Origin of the sequence: Mucilaginibacter oryzae (assembly GCF_003148845.1) — a bacterium.
Taxonomy (GTDB): domain Bacteria; phylum Bacteroidota; class Bacteroidia; order Sphingobacteriales; family Sphingobacteriaceae; genus Mucilaginibacter; species Mucilaginibacter oryzae.
Window position 1 is genome coordinate 14196 of the sequence record NZ_QGHA01000016.1, and the last position, 16988, is coordinate 31183.

Below are 16988 nucleotides of genomic sequence, written 5' to 3' on the forward strand. Positions count from 1 at the left end.
AATTATTTATATGATATCGGTGTTAAGCATTGATTTTAATATGTTGGCCTGTACGTCAATTTCGCTGATATTTTGCAGAAAATTGATATCGTTTAGCTTTTTATAGTTTTCGGCAAGCAGGCTTTTAATTTCGGCAGGCATTTGTGTTTTCATAGCTGTTACATCGCTTTGCAGTTTGTTGGTCTTGTTCTGTAGTTCGTGCATCAGCCGCTCTTTGCGCGATAAGTTATTGGAGCGGTCGATGCCATCCAGCTTATCTACATCGCAAAATAGGAATAAATTATTGGCGGGTGAAAATAAAAAGTGCCTGTCCTCATCCAACAACCGGTAAACTTCGAGTACCAGGTTACCCGCCTTTAAACCGCAATAAAATTCGGAGCGGAAGGCATATTTATTTAAGATGCCCATCAATTTACGCTGAATAGTGGCGTAGGTGTTATGATAGGTGTCGTTATAATTGTAATTAATGAGCTCGGTATAAAGTTCCGGATTGATATTGAAAAAGAAATCGGGCGCATAACGCAGGCTAAAAGCATTGATGTTTTTAGAAAAAGGATAATCGGCCGAGTTATCTGAAAGTACCTGGTAAAGCTTCCGTAACGACAGGTTAATTTTTAAAGCCTGCCGCTGCTGGTCAATCTTATAGCTTTGTTCGCTCAGTTGGTTATCCTCCATCTTATCGATCATCTCGCGGGTAAGCTCAATTTCATCAAAAACCAAACTTACATTGGCTTCATTATTCTTTTTGATCTTCCGTAGCAGATCGACCAGGCTGGCCGTAAATTGCAGGTGAAAAAGCTCGAGTTTATTGATATCCAGCTCGGGGTTGGTTTCAAAAAGCTTGTGGATAACCTGGGTACGCAGGTAAATCTTGTAAATAAGTTCATCCTCGAAAAAAACCGAAAGCAGCTGAAGCTTGCTCAGCATCCTGTTCGATTCGTTAAGAATATTTAACCTGTTTTCATCCATCAACGTGCAGCACCCAAACTTGGTAGATGTAAAAATACAAAATTGTAGCCTCACCCCAAACCCCTCTCCAAAGGAGAGGGGCTTAGAAGGCCCCTCGTTGTTTTTTTAAGCCTTCCCCCTATGGGGAGGGTTGGGAGTGGTTTAACTTACATTCGTAACCGTTTTCTTCAATTCTGTTTCCAGGTTTTGAAGCTCGGTATTCAGTGTGCGGCGGTTGGCGGTGCCTTCGTCGTGGATGCGTTTCACCTCGGTAAGGGTTTCAATGAGCGATGCTGTGGTACGTTTAAGCGTATCCAGCGATACTACCGTTTTTTCATTTTCGCGGGCCACGTCAATGCTGTTTTGTTTCAGCATTTCGGCATTTTTTTGCAAAATGGTGTTGGTGGTATCCGAGATCTTTTTCTGCATCTCCACGTTTTCCTTTTGGCGGTGCAGGGCAACGGCAATGGTTAACTGGTTTTTCCAGACAGGGATAGTGGTAGATACTATAGACTGTGCTTTTTCGGCAATGGTAGTGTTATTGTTCTGTACCACGCGGATCTGCGCCAGCGATTGCAGCATTATGAAGCGGACTACTTTTAAATCGGCCAGGCGTTTATCAAGGCGGGTAACAAAATCGCGCAGGTCGGCAATTTCATAATCCTGGTAGCCCGATGGGTTGCCTTCCATCACGGCCAGCTTTTCGTTAAGCTCGTTGTACTTGATCTGCCCGGCAATAATCAGGTCTTCCATTTGCTTAATGTAGGTAACATTGCTATCAAACATGGTTTGCAGCGAGCTGTTATCCTTCAGCGAGTTTACACGGCCGGCCTTAATCTTGTTGGTGATCTTATCAATGTTGTTCACCACGGTATCATACTTCTGGAAAAGCTTTTTGGTATCAACCACCAGCTTTTTCATAAAAGGGATATGCGATATGAATGAGGTGAACGCGTTTTGGTTCAGTTCGTCAACATCAATATAATTCAGCTCGGTAAGCAGGTCATTGATCAAACCGCCAACCTCGCCCGAGTTATAGGTACGTACCGATGTGAGGAAGTTGTTACTGTATTTCTCCATCGAACCCTGCAGCTCAACACCATAGTTCAGTATCGAGTTAACATCGGCGGGATTGATATCCTTGCCCATGTCATTATATTTTTGCAGGTCTTGCGTAGGTATAGCCTCAAGGTTTACGTTGCCTTGCTTATCTACCTTCATGGGCACATTGCTGCCCTGTGGAGCTGCAGCCGCCGGTACATCCAGGCTGGTTGGCGTAATTAGCGGCGGTATATTTAAGTTTAGTTCATCATTATTTGGTGCACTTTCCATAATCTTATTTTTAATTATTTAGTGGTAAGGGCTACTAAGTTTTGGTTAGCAGTCTGTTTAAGTATATATGAAACAATTCATGTTGAAAGCCATCCGACTTAATACTCAAGACTAATGACTTTAAACTTCTACAAATAAGTCGCCGTTACGGTTTTAACAGTTTCTTCCAGCTTGCGGTCGCGGGTTGGCTCGCCAATGGCATTAAATTTCCATTCGCCGTTCTTTTTGTAAAATACGCCCATCACCATCGATACATGGCCTGCAAAATCTTTGCTGTGCGCTATATCATAAGTAGCGAACACTTCGTTAACCCTGGTGGGTGTGCCTTCGTAAATGCGGATGGAGGCAAACGGAATGGTACCAAAATCCTGCCCGCGGAAACTATTCAATACAAAGGCTACATAGGTTACTGTGGGGCTTAACGTTGCAAAATCAACAGTAATCACCTCGTTGTCGCGGCCATCGTTACCGGCCATATCCCCGGTCAAATCGTCGCCGCTGTGTTTTACAGCACGATCTTTTGATTGCAGGTGGCCGAAGTAAACTACATCAATAAGTTTCTTGCCTTCATCATATAATATACAGCTGGCATCAAGGTCAACCGCTTCCTTAGTGGCGCCTAAACCAAAAAAACCTTTTTTTTCGATAGCGCCCCAGTTTATACCCACGCACACATTTTGCAGTTTACTTCCATTGCTTTTTTCAAGGCTGATGCGTTGCCCTTTTTGAAGATTGATTGCCATGTTATTAATTGTATTTGGTTAGATAATCCTGCAGGCCGCCTTTCATGCCTACCCCTACAGCTTCAAACTTCCAGTTGTTATCTTTTTTGTAGATCCGGCCAAACTCAACAGCGGTTTCTATCGAAAAATCTTCTTCCAGTTCGTATTTAAGCAGATCGGTACCGGTAGCCGAATCAAAAATGCGCACGAACGAGTTGCGCACCTGCCCAAAATTCTGGCGGCGGCTTTCAGCTTCGTGAATAGTTACCACGATGCAGATTTCGGTAACACGCGGGTCGATCTTCGACAGGTCGACAATAATCTGCTCATCATCGCCATCACCTGCACCGGTAAGGTTGTCGCCGGTATGTTCAACCGCGCCATCCGGAGATTTGGGGTTGTTATAGAAAACGAAAAACTCGTCGGCCAATATTTTTTTGTTATCACCCATGATGAATACCGAAGCGTCAAGATCAAACGCCGAACCGGTAGATGAATTATTGGTGTCCCAGCCAAGGCCTACAGTAAATTTGGGAGCGTTGATGGCCTCCCGCTGGCCTTTTTGCAAGTTAATTGCCATGTTTAATTAGTTTATGCTTGTTTGTTAATAGGTTATGTTTAATAAAGTTAAGGTTACCGGCATAGGCTTCAATGGTGTGATAACCGTTGCCTAAGGCCATATCATACAGCAAGTTTATAAAATTGCTGCTTTGATCCTGAATAAAGATGCAAAAACTTTCATGCTCGTAGTTCAGGATGTATTTTACGATGCGGGTGTTGATGCAAAAGTTATCGGCCTTGATGATATCATTAAGATGAAAGATGTTTTTTACATGATGGTAGTTCAGATAGTTTTCGATGTTGGGGTGGATGTTTTTATTCACCAGCTCGGCAAAGTACAGCATGTAAATATCGTTCTGCAGGCCGTACTCATCCACCATTTTCATGATCATGCGCTCATGGCTGCCCGTAATCCTGATGTCATCTAAAAACAGAAGTGTTTTACCGGCCAGGAAATCTTTGTCAATATGGAACGAATCGTTACCAATCAGCTTTAAACGTTGCTCGGCGTTCAGCGCGCCGTAATCTTCCTTATAGGTTATGGTGCGGTGTACCTTGGTTTCCTGTACTACGGGGTGCCCATGTTCGGCCAGCCAGCGGTTAAGGCCGCACACAAAATGGTTTTTCATGGCGAAGGTAGCCGTAGGGATAAATGAATACGGACTTGAAATCACCACGATTTGTTGATGGATAGGTTGTTTACTTAACTGCCCGCGGATAAAACCATCGGCCAGATCGGTACCGAAGGAGCGGGATACATCTCCATCGCCAAATTTAAAGCGGCTGTAATCGTCGGCATCAAAACCAAAATGCGTGGCACTGTTGATGTGGTGTAATGACCAGGTTGCTTTCATAAACTGAGCAGGCTTAGTATGGATGTATTGTTTGAGTTGATCAAATGGCTTTTCAACCCGGCGGCATTGGCCCCTTCAATATCAGCCTTTGGGTTATCGCCTATGTGGATAATGTTTTCGGGCTTTATTTGTTTGGTTTTATTGCAATCCTTAACATTTTGTATCATCAGGTTAAATAAGGTTTGGTTAGGTTTCGACATGCCTTCCTCGTCAGAATACAGCTGGAAACTGAAAAAATCATGCAGGCCTAAGTTAACCATTACTTTTCTTAAAGTTTGTCCCTTTATAAAACCTGTATTACTTAAAATACTGAGGGTGCAATCACCTTTTTGTTTTAGAGCATGCAAAACCTCAATTGTTACAGGCGAGTAAATAACAGGGAGGTAATAGAACAGCAGTTTCTCCATATCCCGGTACAGTTTATCCGCATCAACATCGGTAAGCGGGTACTGGTTATCGTTAATTATGCTGATCACCATCAGGTACATTTCGTCGGCATCAATATTTTTACCTGTACGCTCGTTCACGGCATTGCACATCAGGTCGACCTGGCGAAAGGCCCTGGCCACATCATCAATACTTTTACCGGAAGGGTTAAAATCGCGGTGAAAAATTTTGGTGCGCTCAACCTTAAAATATGGGTTTGATTTGATGAGCGTAAGCCACAAATCAAACGAATAGTGGTGGTACATGTTTTTTAGGAAGATGTGATGTTTTCTGATAGGGAAATAACCGCGACGTCATTGCGAGGATACGAAGCAATCGCACGGAAGCATAGCCGCTCTGCATAGTTCGCGATTGCTTCGTATCCTTATAATGAAGTAGTGGGTGTTTTTTAATATCCTTTCAGTATCTCCACAAAAGTATCCGTCATATGCGGTTCGCCGATGGCGCGGAATTTCCAGGTGCCATCTTTGCGGTACACCTCGGCAAAGGTCATGGAGCACATGCCGTTGTAAGTTGAATCGCCGGATAAACTGAACTTAGCTATCTCCTTGCCGTGATTATCAACCGCACGGATAAAGGCGTTCTCCACCATGCCGAAGTGCTGGTTGTTTTTGCGGCCCTGGTATATGGTCACGATGAAAACAATCCGGTCATATTTCGGGTCGAGCGCGTCCAGTTTAACAATAATCTGCTCGTCGTCGCCTTCGCCCGCGCCTGTACGGTTATCGCCCGTGAGCCAGATGTGGCCCGATGGGTGACGCATAGAGTTAAAGTAAACCACATCACCCTCAAACATGTTAATGGTGCGCCCGTTTGGTGTTTGCTTAACATAACCGCGATTGGCCACTTTACCGTTTTTATCTAACAGAAAGGCTATCGCATCCAGGTCGTACTCGGCCTCTTCGGCGGCGCCCCCAAATAGTTTTCCTAAAAAGCCGCCGCCATGGTTTTTGCGCACATCCCAGCCTAAACCGATAGTAACCGATGAAAGATCAAAACTTTCACCTTTATCATTTTTACGAAGATCAATGGTTTGACCTTTTACCAGATTGATTGCCATTATCTTATTTAATTATTTGTCCTTTAAAATATTTACCTAAAAAGAAGGCCAGGTCTTCTTTATACCCCACGCCAGACGCCTCAAATTTCCAGGCGCCGTTACGTTTGTACAGCCTGCCAAATTCGATGGCAGTTTCTATAGAAAAATCCTCGCCAAGCTCGTATTTGCAAACTTCTGCACCGGTTTGGTCGTCCAGGATGCGGATATACGAATCGCGCACCTGGCCAAAATTTTGCCTGCGGGCTTGCGCTTCGTGAATGGTAACCACAAACAGGATCTCCTGGATGCGGGCATCAACTTTGGTAAGGTCAACTATAATCGATTCATCGTCACCCCCGGCGCTGTTGCCGCCTGTAGGGTCATCGCCGGTATGGTGTACGGATTGTTCGGGCGAATCGACATTATTATAAAAAACAAAAAACTCGTCTTGAGGAACCAGGCGGTTGGCATCGATCATGATGGCGGATACATCCAGGTCGAAATCATAACCTGTACCCTCGTTGGGGTTCCAGCCCAAACCAACTGTCATTTTTGAAAGGCCGATATCTATCTTCTGCCCTTTTTGTAAATTAATTGCCATTGTGTTAGTATTATTTTTTGATAAACCTGTATCACCTGTTGGGTTTAGCGCGGCGCTGCAGGCGGTAGCCGGTTATAAACCGGGATTTAAACATTTAATCTAAGGTAGATGTTTTATTCGGAGTGGTATTGTAAAATTGTTTACACCATAGTAAGACTAATTTATTTTCCCGATGTTACAGATTTCAGGGCGATATACGATAGTTTTATTGCCAGATAATGGATTATGATTTCGGAGATCTCCCGGTGACTTCATTGCTATATCGTACAGGGTGAAAAGCCAGTCAATCAAAATAGCCGTCTGAAAGCGGAAGCGACCGATACTTTACAGAAAACAGTGATTAAAATCACTATTATTTAACATAAAGCATACTCCCTTTAGCTATATTTGAACCACCAATAGTATACCAAATTTATGGGCAAGAATTGATTAAACTTATAAATTGGTTATGCCCCCTACATTACCTTCTAAAATTTCTGCAAAAACGTGCCGTTGCGGTACCCCCGGCTCTGATTTTGAACGAATTCCGCGGACATTATTCATGAAAACTTTCTTGTTTTGGCTACCTTTAAAACGATATCAATGTTTGCGGTGCATGCGTAAGCATTGGATCATTGACAGCAAGTAAGGCTGTTTTTTAGTGGTGACTGATGAATGTAAAATGCATGCAAGCTATGGCATGAGGCTTTGAGCGCAGCATATTCAGGCCTGGAAACTTGTTTTAAAGAATGTAACAAAAGGCCTCAGCTCGATCCTCGCCAAATGGAGCGGGCTTAAATAAACAAGGCTCTCCCGCGCATTGGCAGCAGGCAGGGGTGATGCTATTTCATGCAGCCAACTGCAGCCCTGTTTTCAAAACCATTTCCCTGCTAATTAGGCATAAAACCCTCATTTACCGTTAAATTTTTATACCTTGCATATCTTACATACAAGATAAAGTGACTTTTCAGGATTTTAATTTTAACGAGCAGTTGTTTGAGGGTGTAGAGAGCATGGGGTTTACAACGCCCACCCCTATACAGGCCATGGCCATACCTACCATTATGGAAGGGCGGGATTTAATAGCCTGCGCCCAAACAGGCACAGGTAAAACCGGCGCCTACCTGCTGCCGGTACTCAACGCCATTAGCCAGGGTAATAAACATCATACGTACGCGCTGGTTTTGGCGCCCACCCGCGAACTTGCACAACAGATAGACCAGCAGATAGAAGGGCTGGCCTACTTTACCGGCATCAGCTCGATAGCTGTATTTGGCGGCGGCGACGGTATTGTTTACGAGCAGCAGCGCCGCGGCATCCAAAACAATGTTAATATTATTGTGGCTACGCCGGGGCGGCTAATCGCGCACCTCACATCGGGGGTGCTGAAGCTTAACCACCTTACCCATTTGGTGCTTGATGAGGCCGACCGCATGCTGGATATGGGTTTTTCGGACGATATTATGCGCATTATCAGCTACCTGCCCAAAGAGCGCCAAACGCTGCTGTTTTCGGCTACTATGCCCGGCCGCATCCGTTCGTTAGCCAAGGCTATTTTGAAAGAACCGGAGCAGATCAATATCGCTATTTCACAACCGGCGGTAGGTATCGATCAGCAGGTGTACCGGGTGCACGATCAGCAGAAAACACCGCTGGTACAGCATATACTTAAAGACGCGGTTTTTACCAGTATCATCATTTTCGCATCCCGGAAGGAAATTGTTAAAGCCTTATACAAAGAGTTAAAGGCTATCAAAATCAAAGCGATGGCATTCCATTCCGACCTGGAACAGAAAGAGCGGGAAGAAATACTGCTGCAGTTTAAAAACAAACTGTTGCCCGTTATTATTGGCACCGACGCGCTTTCGCGCGGTATTGATGTGGAAGGAATTGACCTGGTAATTAATTACGATGTTCCCGGCGATCCGGAAGATTATATCCACCGCATAGGCCGTACTGCACGCGCGGCCACCACAGGCACCGCCATCACCTTTGTAAACCACCGCGACGAGCGTAAGCTGAAAAACATTGAAAAGCTGATTGAAAAGCCTATCAAGCTGATGACCCTGCCCGATGAGCTGGCCGCCATACAGCCCCTTAAGCCCGAGCAGCCACAAAGCGGGGGAAGCGGGGATAAAAAGCGGAAGCCCAACCGCCGCTGGGGTAAAAAGAAACCCAGGCAACAGAATACGGGAAATCAGGGTTAAAAACCAATCCCTTAATTTAAATTTGTTTCAGGCGAATTACACGGATTATTGAGTTTGTTGGCAAACCTTGCCAGGGAGGATAAATGATCCGCGTAATTTGTTCTGACGATAAGTAATCAGCATTCAAAGTAAAACGTTTTACTAATTTTAATATCTTAGGGCTCAAATCTATCTGTAAATGCATATCCTCAAAAAACTCACTTTCCTGTTAGGCGCCGGTTTAACATTGTTACCGTTTGCCAATAAAGCATTGGCACAGGAGAAAAAAACATCAGGCAACCCCATTTTTGAAGGCTGGTATGCCGACCCGGAAGCCAAAATATTCAACAAACAATATTGGGTATACCCCACGTACTCGGCCAAATATAACGAACAGGTGTTTATGGATGCCTTTTCATCGCCCGACCTGGTGCATTGGACAAAGCACCCGCGCATTATTGATACCGCTGCCGTTAAATGGGCCAAACGGGCCATGTGGGCCCCGGCCGTAACTGAAAAAGATGGCAAATATTACATTTTTTTCGGCGCGAATGATATTCAGAACAATAACGAGGTTGGCGGCATAGGCGTTGCGGTTGGCGATAAACCGGAAGGGCCTTTTAAAGATTTATTAGGTAAACCATTGATAGGGCAGATCATTAACAAAGCGCAGCCAATTGATCAGTTTGTTTTTAAAGATGATGATGGCCGGTATTACCTGATTTACGGCGGCTGGGGCCAGTGTAACATTGTAAAACTTAAAAGCGATTTTACCGGGGTTGAGCCTTTTGATAACGGCGAAACCTATAAACTGATTACGCCGAAAGATTACGTGGAAGGCCCGGTGATGTTTAAACGCAAGGGCAAATATTATTTTATGTGGAGCGAGGGCGGCTGGACCGGTCCGGATTACCGCGTGGCTTATGCCATCGGCAATTCGCCTTTTGGGCCGTTTAACCGTATTGGCACTATCCTGAAGCAGGATGCCAACATTGCTACCGGCGCGGGCCACCATTCAATGATCCAGGTGCCGGGTAAGGATGAGTGGTATATTGTTTATCACCGCCGCCCGCTTACCGAAACCGACGGTAACCACAGGGTTACCTGTATCGATAAGATCTACTTTGATAAGAACGGGAAAATCCTGCCGGTGAAGATAACCAATGAGGGCGTAGCTGCGAGGAAAATCAAGTAAGCCTCCTTTTATACATTATCGTCATTATAAGGAACGAAGCAATCGCATGGAAGCAGGCCCCCGCCCTGTATAGTTCGCGATTGCTTCTTTCCTTATCATGGTGTTTTTTTATTACCTCTCATCTTTTCCCCCTAAAAGGGTGACGATAATTTACCCTGATATTTAGTATCTTAATCCGTTTAATTGACTGACATATCCTTTATCATGATGACAACCCGATCTTTCTGCAGGGCCCTGGTAGCAGTACTTGCCTTTTGTGGTAGCAGCAGTTTCGCGCAAACAGCCCAAAACCTGCCCACCGATTATTTAAGTAAAGAGTTTCATGCCGGGAGGCGGCAGGCGCTTCGCGATCTGATGCCGCCTAATTCGGTAGCGGTACTTTTTTCGTTTCCCGAGCAGGTTTTTGCCAACGATGTAAACTATGTTTACCATCCCAACCCGGATCTGTATTATTTTTCGGGCTATAAGGAACCCAACAGCGTGCTTTTGATATTTAAAGATCTGCAGGCCGACGGCGACAGCAGCTATAACGAAGTGCTATTTGTGCGCCACCGCGATGCTGCACGGGAGCAGTGGACCGGGCGCCGTTTGGGTGTGGAAGGCGCCAAAACGCAATTGGGCTTTAAACGGGTTTACAACAGTGAAGACTTTGCCAGTTTTGCCATCGATTTTAAAAAGTTTGCCAATGTTTACTACGATAACCTGCCCGAAGATGTTACCGGCGACGGAACTGCCGGAGAACTTAAAAAGCTGGTGGCCGCTTTTAAAGCCAAAGCCGGTATACCGGATGTTGACCGGCAGACCATGAGCGATATGATGATTATCGCTAACCGTACTACGCCTCAAAACCTGCCCCGAATGGTTACTTTTTTCAAAAGCCGGTATAGTGATTTAAGCAAGGCGAGCCCGCTGGTGCAGCAGTTATTAGCTAAACCCGATTCTGTTACCCTTGCGGCTGTTAAAGGCAAAATTGGCAATACTTTAGGCGGCACCATGGGCTTTAACAACTTTACCTCGAAGTTGCGCGGCGTAAAAACCCCCGAAGAAATAGCGGTACTGAAAAAAGCCATCGAAATATCGAGCTTGGCCCACCTCGAAGTGATGAAAGCGATCAAGCCATCCATGAGCGAGCGTGAGGTAGAAGGCATCATGCTGTACGTACACAAACGTTACGGCGCCGAAGATGAAGGTTATCCGCCAATTGTTGGCGTGGGTGCCAATGGCTGTATCCTGCACTATGAAGAAAACTCGGCCACTGAATTGGATAATCAGCTGTTACTGATGGATGTGGGCGCCGAATATCACGGCTACTCTGCCGATGTTACCCGTACTGTACCTGCCAACGGCAAATTCAGCGAAGAGCAAAAGGCTATCTATCAATTGGTATATGATGCACAGGAAGAGGTTTTTAAACTGTGTAAAGCCGGTGTACCATATGTCGGGCTTGAGCAAAAAACAGCGGAGGTGCTTTCGGCCGGCCTGATTAAGTTAGGCATTATTAAAGATGCATCAGAATTGCGCAAATACTACCCGCACGGCGTTTCGCACCATTTAGGGCTCAATGTGCATGATAAGGGCGGTCGTGGTAACCTGGAAGAAAACATGGTAATCACCGTTGAGCCCGGCATTTATATTCCGGCAGGTAGCCCATGCGATAAAAAATGGTGGAATATTGGCGTACGTATTGAAGATGATGTACAAATAGGTAAGGATGGGCCAACAATCTTATCGGCAGACGCGCCGCGCAAATGGCAGGATGTGGAGAAAGCTGCTACCGAAAAAAGTATTTTTGAAGCGGCTAAATTCCCCGCTTTGAAGTAAGGCCTGAAAACCGGCTCTTCAGCAGTTTATTGCAACCGGGCTACCAGGTAGCAAAGCAGGGAAAGCCATGCGAAAGATAGCGCACTTAAATGCGTTACAATTCCAGCTCCAACTGGTCGCCCGGTCCCGGTTCTCTATCCACTTGTTGTTTAGCGGCTACCTCGCCGAAATTGGAAAGGGAAATACCCAGCAACCGTACTTTAACATCATCCACTCCGGTAGCCGCCATTAATTGTTTGGCGGTATTGCTGATGGTTTCCAGATCATTTATAGGCGAAGGGAACGATTGGTTACGGGTGATCTGCTTAAAATCGTGGTATTTTACTTTGAGGGTAACTGTTCGTCCTTTCAACTCATATTTCAGCAGGCGGTTATGTACGGTTAGCGCTATTTTATCCAGCTCCGCTTCCATCTCCTCAAGCGTGGTAAGATCGTAAGCAAAAGTATCCTCGGCCCCCATGGATTTGGTTTCGCGGTGGGGCTGTACTTCGCGGTTATCAATGCCGCGTACTATCTGGTAGTAAAACCGGCCTGCCTTACCAAAATGCTTTACCAGTTCGGCTTCTTGCAGCCGCTTCAGGTCGGCACCGGTGTGCAGGCCCATCTGCTTCATTTTTTGAGCGGTTACCTTGCCAACGCCAAAAAATTTATCCACGGGCAGTTGCTCCATAAAAGATTCGATACTTGACGGGCCGATGAATTTTAAGCCGTCGGGCTTATTGATATCAGAAGCGATTTTAGCAACAAATTTATTGATAGATACTCCGGCTGAGGCGGTGAGTTGCAACTCATCTTTAATAGCCTGCTTAATAAGCCTGGCGATCTCGATAGCGGAGCCTACACCCTGTTTGTCGTGCGTTACATCAAGGTAAGCTTCATCAAGCGAAAGCGGTTCGATCAGATCAGTATAGCGGCTGAAAATTTCGCGGATATGCTGCGACACTTCCCGGTAAACATTAAACCGTGGCCTTACAAATAAAGCATGGGGGCACAGCTGCAAGGCCTTTTTAGATGACATGGCCGAGCGGATCCCAAACTTCCGGGCTTCATAGCTGGCGGTTGCCACTACGCCCCCGCGCCCCTCGGGCAAGCCGCCAACTACGATGGGTTTACCACGGTACTCCGGAAAATCACGTTGCTCAACCGACGCGTAAAAAGCGTCCATATCAATATGGATAATTTTACGGTGGTTTACGGATTGTTGGTCGGCCATTGGATAATGGCAAATATAGGCCAGTTAAAGTATAAAAGAGGCAAGACTACAAGAGCCATGAAGCAAGACTTGAAAAAGGATACCTGTTTGTAGAAGATGGAAGCGGACAGTTTTTGCCTCGTAGAGGCTATCCTCTTCAGGACATTTATAAGCATGGTTTATAGGGGTAGTCTCTACGAGGCAAAGGGTTTTTATCTTTATACTACAAACGGGTTGCGCCTAACGGCGCATTGGAAAATTTGCATATAGCAGCTTAAGTTAACGGCTATGGCGAGGACTCTTGCGATAGCAGACGGTTCTTAAATATAAATAACTTATTTACCCCTCATCATCCTCAGGCAAAAACTTCAGCTTTTTTTGAAAATACAGGTCCCAGCTATGCTGCTGAACACGGTCTGCCATGTGGGCGGTATCCTCGTCATAATCGATATTCAGCTGTTTATATTTGGCATCTATGCGGTTAAAAACAGCCATGGCCTCGTAGTTGTAATTGCTGCTGAAGCGCATCCGGCTTACTGTACGCAACAACTCCTGTTGTTCCAGAAAGGCGATGGTATAATGACCCTGCTCATGTTTCAAGATCTCGGCCATTTGTTGTGCCGTACTTACCCTGCTCCTGTCAAGCCATGATTTATTATTATTGAGGATGAGCCTGATGTTAAAGTTGAGCCTGTAACCGCCGTTTTCACGCCGGGCCTGGTAACGGTAATCGATAGTGCAATTGGTATAAGCAACAACGCCACCGGCATTAGCCCGCGGCGTTCCCCAAAAATCATTGGCGGTAAGCTGATGAAATGATGTTTGTGCCGAAGCTGCCGTTATCAGCGTTAATAAACACAAGGCCGCAAAGCCCATCGTTTTCACAATATTATTTTTCATTTAAAAAAAATGGCGGTTTCAAACTTTTACTTTTTGACATTGTCAGTATGTAAAAGGTTTAAAGCCATCATTTCCTTTAACGTATGCTGCATCTGATCGGTTGAGCCATCAAGGAAAATAACATTGCCCTTTGAGTTTTCCGAAAAATGTTTGATGGATTCTGTCCACATGGTAAACAAAATCACCGAGGTATCCATATTGGCTTCAGCCATTTCTTTGGCGGCAACAGTCATACCGCGGGCAACCTCTTCACGGAATAAGGCGATGCCCTGCCCGCGTAGCTGGGCGGCTTCGCGCTCGGCCTGCGCCGAAATTTTGATAGCGTTACCCTCGGCCTCGGCGGCTTTGGTTTTGGTGATCAGCAGGGCCTGGCCTTCGTTTTCGGCGGCAGCTTTCAGGTTGTTGGAGGCTACTACCTGGCTCATCGATTTCATGATCACGTCATCAAAGGTAATATCGTTCAGTTGCAAATCCTGCAGGTGATAACCCCAGGTTTCCAGGATCTGGTCCAGTTGTTCTTTTACGTGCTCAACAATATCCCGGCGCAAAATCAACACCTCGCTCTGGCGTTTTGTGGCCACAAAGGCACGTATCGACCCTTCAACCGTACGGATGAGGGCCTGCATCAGGTTGCGCTCATCAACAAACTTAAAGGCTACGTTTTTAATGGTTTCTTCCTGCTGATCAAGCACCGAGTAAAGCAACATGGCCTTGAAGTAAACGTTGGCCTGATCATAAGTAACGGCCTGGAACTCCAGCTCAACAGACCGGTTCTGGATGGAAATTTTGGAGTAAATACTTTCAATAAAAGGGATCTTGAAATTAAGCCCCGGTGTAAGAATGCGGCGGTACTTGCCAAATACGGTAATAACTACTATTGTGCCCTGTTTTACAGACACAAACGAGGTGAAAATAGTTATCAGGATCACTACAAAAATGAGTAATCCAACAAATGATCCTAATGATTCGGGCATGGTTTAGCTTATTAGTTTAAAATAAAAGTAACACTAATTATTGGTGTGTTATTTGTTTTTGTAAAAATGCTTACAAAAACAAGCGTATTACCATGAACTTGAAACGTACATTCGGAACAATATTAAGCGTACTCGGTATTATTGGCCTCATTTACACAGGTATCGCCATTATTAACCACAGCGCACAGTTAACCACCATGGTGGTGATCGGTATTATTTCGCTCATCTTCTTTTCCACCGGGATTAGTTTGGTGAGGAACACTAAAGATGAAGCGGCTTAAATAGCCGGAGCAGGGCTCACTTCCCCGGTATCGGAAACAACCAGTCCGGCATCGGGGAAATCGGCCTCCGTTAATTGTTTGATCCGAACAGCGGCCCGGTTAAGCGTATCTAAGCCCAAACCTTTGCTATGGTCCTGCCTTAAGGATATGATGCGGGCGTTCAAAAACTCGCCTTTTTTATTTAAGTGTACTTTGAGTAAAGGGGCTAACCCGCAAACCCCAGCAACGCTCACACTTTTATAGGTGCAAAAATTACCCAGGCTATAAGCTATCAGCCTGTTTTTATAAACTTCCATCGCGCGGCATACATGCGGTCCGTTCCCAAAAATAACATCAGCACCGGCGTCAACAGCGTTATGGGCAAAGGCATTCACATCGCCGCGTTTTTCGCTGATGAACGATTCCATCGCAAAAGGCACATGCTCATAAGCCGCCCCTTCGCCGCCGCCGTGAAAGGATACGATCAGTATATCGCAGCGTTTTTTCAGCTCGCTTATAATTTTAGCAGCATCGGGTAAATTAAATATAGACAGCGTATTGGCGTTAGGCGCGAAAGCACAAAACCCGTACTTAACGCCGTTTCGCTCAAACACGGTGCCCGGATGGCTCTGCAATCCACCATAAGCAATACCGATGCTATCTAAAACGCGCATGGTACTCGTACGGCCAGTATCGCCAAAGTCGCCTACATGATTATTAGCCAGGCTCAGCACATCAAAACCGGCATCTTTAAAAACACCGGCATATGCTACAGGCATCCTGAACAGGTAGGCTTTGCTTTTTTGATGCAGCTTATAGTGAGCCGGGCTTCCGCCGTCAAGCAGGCTGCCCTCCAGGTTACCAAAGGTTACGCTTGCATTGCGTAGTTCATGGGCTATTGCCTTAAAACTGTTTTTTGCGCTATCGGCGGGTAATGTATAATTATTGGGGTACGACGTTCCGAGCATCATATCGCCAACGGCGGCTATGGTTATGGTATCGGATTGGGGAGCAACCGGGGCTGCCGCCGTTGCTTTTTCGGGTTTAGGTTTTGGCGCAGGGCCCGGGGCTGTAGTTTTACGGGGTGGTTGATTACACGCCAGTAAAAACAGCGCCGTACAGGCGGCTGCTAATAAATAAGGTTTCATTGCAAAAAAAAGTCCCTTCATTAATTAATGAAGGGACTAAATTATATAATTATTTTAAAATCGTTTAGTTTTTACTTTCGTCAACGTCATCGCCCATGTCGTTATTACCGGTGGATGCCGAGCCTTTAAACTCATTTTTAAAAGAGGCTAATAACCGGCCACCTTTGTAAAAGTAACGGCTGTAATAGGCGTCATCCAAACTGCTGATGGCTACTCCCCTTGACGAGGCGTGGGCAAATTTGTTGTTGCCCAGGTAAATGCCTACATGCGAAATACTGCGGCTGTGAATTTTAAAAAACACCAGGTCACCTTCTTTCAACTCATCTTTAGCAACCGGGTTAACCATGCTAAAAATATCGCGGGAGTTGCGTTTAATATCAAGGTTAAAAACTTCGCTGTACAATTCCTTAGTGAAGGCAGAACAATCAATGCCTCTTCTTGAGCTTCCGCCAAAATGGTAAGGGGTACCAATCCAATCGTAAACAAAGTGAAAAAGTTTCATGTTTGAGGTGGCCGACAAAGCAACTCCCATAATTTGGGAAAAATATGCTTTGCCTAAACTTTCCTGGTCGTCTTTGCTGTCATCACTGGTGCTTGCTGCACTTTTGGTTTGAGCTTGTGAGGCTACGACACTGAAAAAGAGGGCAATAGCGAGGGCAAATTTCTTCATTTAATCAGTTTGTTTGTTGAGTTAGGGACAACAAATTGTTCATTAAAAAAGACACTGTGTCTATCGTTCCCTACAAAACTATCTATTATTTATTTATTTGCAAATAATTGGTGCTTTTTTTTCAAAAAAGATAAAAAAGAGCCGCTTATTGCACATGTA

17 protein-coding genes are annotated in these 16988 nt (G+C 45.3%); 4 read left to right on the forward strand and 13 right to left on the reverse strand.

Features of this window, described 5'->3' with window-relative positions; all coding sequences use genetic code 11:
* Positions 1 to 6: 6 nt before the first annotated feature.
* From LX99_RS23335 to LX99_RS23370, 8 genes are all read right to left on the reverse strand, one after another.
* Positions 7 to 969: a hypothetical protein gene (locus LX99_RS23335; RefSeq protein ID WP_109610177.1), complete on the reverse strand. Its 963-nt coding sequence runs from the start codon at positions 967 to 969 to the stop codon at positions 7 to 9.
* 141 nt (positions 970 to 1110) lie between these two features.
* Entirely contained in the window at positions 1111 to 2280 is a 1170-nt protein-coding gene (locus LX99_RS23340) for a toxic anion resistance protein (protein ID WP_109610179.1), read from the reverse strand.
* Positions 2281 to 2408: 128 nt separating this feature from the next.
* Positions 2409 to 3023, reverse strand: a complete 615-nt coding sequence (locus LX99_RS23345) for a TerD family protein (protein WP_109610181.1) — start codon at positions 3021 to 3023, stop codon at positions 2409 to 2411.
* A gap of 4 nt (positions 3024 to 3027) precedes the next feature.
* Positions 3028 to 3582 (reverse strand): TerD family protein, encoded by a 555-nt coding sequence (locus tag LX99_RS23350; protein WP_022831410.1) that lies wholly within the window; start codon positions 3580 to 3582, stop codon positions 3028 to 3030.
* The gene (locus LX99_RS23355; RefSeq protein ID WP_109610184.1) at positions 3572 to 4417 is read right to left on the reverse strand and encodes a phosphoribosyltransferase family protein; all 846 of its coding nucleotides are present in this window, start codon (positions 4415 to 4417) and stop codon (positions 3572 to 3574) included. The genes LX99_RS23350 and LX99_RS23355 overlap by 11 nt, the downstream gene beginning before the upstream one ends.
* Positions 4414 to 5109: an HAD family hydrolase gene (locus LX99_RS23360; RefSeq protein WP_109610186.1), complete on the reverse strand. Its 696-nt coding sequence runs from the start codon at positions 5107 to 5109 to the stop codon at positions 4414 to 4416. The genes LX99_RS23355 and LX99_RS23360 overlap by 4 nt, the downstream gene beginning before the upstream one ends.
* 143 nt (positions 5110 to 5252) lie before the next feature.
* Positions 5253 to 5924 carry a TerD family protein gene (locus tag LX99_RS23365; RefSeq protein ID WP_022831407.1) on the reverse strand — a complete coding sequence of 224 codons (672 nt, stop codon included), beginning with the start codon at positions 5922 to 5924 and terminating at the stop codon, positions 5253 to 5255.
* A 4-nt stretch (positions 5925 to 5928) separates the two neighbouring features.
* Positions 5929 to 6504 (reverse strand): TerD family protein, encoded by a 576-nt coding sequence (locus tag LX99_RS23370; RefSeq protein ID WP_022831406.1) that lies wholly within the window; start codon positions 6502 to 6504, stop codon positions 5929 to 5931.
* Between the two features lie 938 nt (positions 6505 to 7442).
* Here LX99_RS23370 and LX99_RS23375 point away from each other — a divergent pair.
* The 3 genes from LX99_RS23375 to LX99_RS23385 all read left to right on the forward strand — a co-directional run bounded on the left by LX99_RS23375 (position 7443) and on the right by LX99_RS23385 (position 11685).
* A complete protein-coding gene (locus LX99_RS23375; RefSeq protein WP_211319081.1) occupies positions 7443 to 8690 on the forward strand; it encodes a DEAD/DEAH box helicase in 1248 nt (415 codons plus the stop codon).
* A gap of 178 nt (positions 8691 to 8868) precedes the next feature.
* Complete coding sequence (locus LX99_RS23380) at positions 8869 to 9864, forward strand: glycoside hydrolase family 43 protein (RefSeq protein ID WP_109610188.1); 996 nt, start codon at positions 8869 to 8871, stop codon at positions 9862 to 9864.
* A 204-nt stretch (positions 9865 to 10068) separates the two neighbouring features.
* Positions 10069 to 11685: an aminopeptidase P family protein gene (locus LX99_RS23385; protein ID WP_109610191.1), complete on the forward strand. Its 1617-nt coding sequence runs from the start codon at positions 10069 to 10071 to the stop codon at positions 11683 to 11685.
* A 94-nt stretch (positions 11686 to 11779) separates the two neighbouring features.
* Here LX99_RS23385 and dinB read toward each other — a convergent pair whose 3' ends face one another.
* The 3 genes from dinB to LX99_RS23400 form a co-directional block, all read right to left on the reverse strand.
* Entirely contained in the window at positions 11780 to 12898 is a 1119-nt protein-coding gene (dinB, locus tag LX99_RS23390; RefSeq protein ID WP_109610194.1) for a DNA polymerase IV, read from the reverse strand.
* Positions 12899 to 13216: 318 nt separating this feature from the next.
* Positions 13217 to 13777 carry a DUF922 domain-containing protein gene (locus LX99_RS23395; protein ID WP_109610196.1) on the reverse strand — a complete coding sequence of 187 codons (561 nt, stop codon included), beginning with the start codon at positions 13775 to 13777 and terminating at the stop codon, positions 13217 to 13219.
* Positions 13778 to 13803: 26 nt separating this feature from the next.
* On the reverse strand, positions 13804 to 14751 hold the full coding sequence (locus tag LX99_RS23400) for an SPFH domain-containing protein (protein WP_109610198.1): 948 nt from the start codon (positions 14749 to 14751) through the stop codon (positions 13804 to 13806).
* 92 nt (positions 14752 to 14843) lie between these two features.
* Here LX99_RS23400 and LX99_RS23405 point away from each other — a divergent pair, with 92 nt between their 5' ends.
* On the forward strand, positions 14844 to 15032 hold the full coding sequence (locus LX99_RS23405; RefSeq protein ID WP_022831045.1) for a hypothetical protein: 189 nt from the start codon (positions 14844 to 14846) through the stop codon (positions 15030 to 15032).
* Here the strand turns inward: LX99_RS23405 and LX99_RS23410 are convergent.
* Together LX99_RS23410 and LX99_RS23415 are read right to left on the reverse strand one after the other, a co-directional pair.
* On the reverse strand, positions 15029 to 16159 hold the full coding sequence (locus LX99_RS23410; protein WP_170122778.1) for a CapA family protein: 1131 nt from the start codon (positions 16157 to 16159) through the stop codon (positions 15029 to 15031). The genes LX99_RS23405 and LX99_RS23410 overlap by 4 nt on opposite strands.
* Positions 16160 to 16223: 64 nt before the next feature.
* Positions 16224 to 16829 (reverse strand): C40 family peptidase, encoded by a 606-nt coding sequence (locus tag LX99_RS23415; RefSeq protein ID WP_022831496.1) that lies wholly within the window; start codon positions 16827 to 16829, stop codon positions 16224 to 16226.
* Positions 16830 to 16988 lie beyond the last annotated feature (159 nt).

Coding starts and splice junctions, on each gene's coding strand:
- LX99_RS23335 (WP_109610177.1), bottom strand. CDS start 969: ATGGATGAAAACAGGTTAAATATTCTTAACGAATCGAACAGGATGCTG.
- LX99_RS23340 (WP_109610179.1), bottom strand. CDS start 2,280: ATGGAAAGTGCACCAAATAATGATGAACTAAACTTAAATATACCGCCG.
- LX99_RS23345 (WP_109610181.1), bottom strand. CDS start 3,023: ATGGCAATCAATCTTCAAAAAGGGCAACGCATCAGCCTTGAAAAAAGC.
- LX99_RS23350 (WP_022831410.1), bottom strand. CDS start 3,582: ATGGCAATTAACTTGCAAAAAGGCCAGCGGGAGGCCATCAACGCTCCC.
- LX99_RS23355 (WP_109610184.1), bottom strand. CDS start 4,417: ATGAAAGCAACCTGGTCATTACACCACATCAACAGTGCCACGCATTTT.
- LX99_RS23360 (WP_109610186.1), bottom strand. CDS start 5,109: ATGTACCACCACTATTCGTTTGATTTGTGGCTTACGCTCATCAAATCA.
- LX99_RS23365 (WP_022831407.1), bottom strand. CDS start 5,924: ATGGCAATCAATCTGGTAAAAGGTCAAACCATTGATCTTCGTAAAAAT.
- LX99_RS23370 (WP_022831406.1), bottom strand. CDS start 6,504: ATGGCAATTAATTTACAAAAAGGGCAGAAGATAGATATCGGCCTTTCA.
- LX99_RS23380 (WP_109610188.1), top strand. CDS start 8,869: ATGCATATCCTCAAAAAACTCACTTTCCTGTTAGGCGCCGGTTTAACA.
- LX99_RS23385 (WP_109610191.1), top strand. CDS start 10,069: ATGATGACAACCCGATCTTTCTGCAGGGCCCTGGTAGCAGTACTTGCC.
- dinB (WP_109610194.1), bottom strand. CDS start 12,898: ATGGCCGACCAACAATCCGTAAACCACCGTAAAATTATCCATATTGAT.
- LX99_RS23395 (WP_109610196.1), bottom strand. CDS start 13,777: ATGAAAAATAATATTGTGAAAACGATGGGCTTTGCGGCCTTGTGTTTA.
- LX99_RS23400 (WP_109610198.1), bottom strand. CDS start 14,751: ATGCCCGAATCATTAGGATCATTTGTTGGATTACTCATTTTTGTAGTG.
- LX99_RS23405 (WP_022831045.1), top strand. CDS start 14,844: ATGAACTTGAAACGTACATTCGGAACAATATTAAGCGTACTCGGTATT.
- LX99_RS23410 (WP_170122778.1), bottom strand. CDS start 16,159: ATGAAACCTTATTTATTAGCAGCCGCCTGTACGGCGCTGTTTTTACTG.
- LX99_RS23415 (WP_022831496.1), bottom strand. CDS start 16,829: ATGAAGAAATTTGCCCTCGCTATTGCCCTCTTTTTCAGTGTCGTAGCC.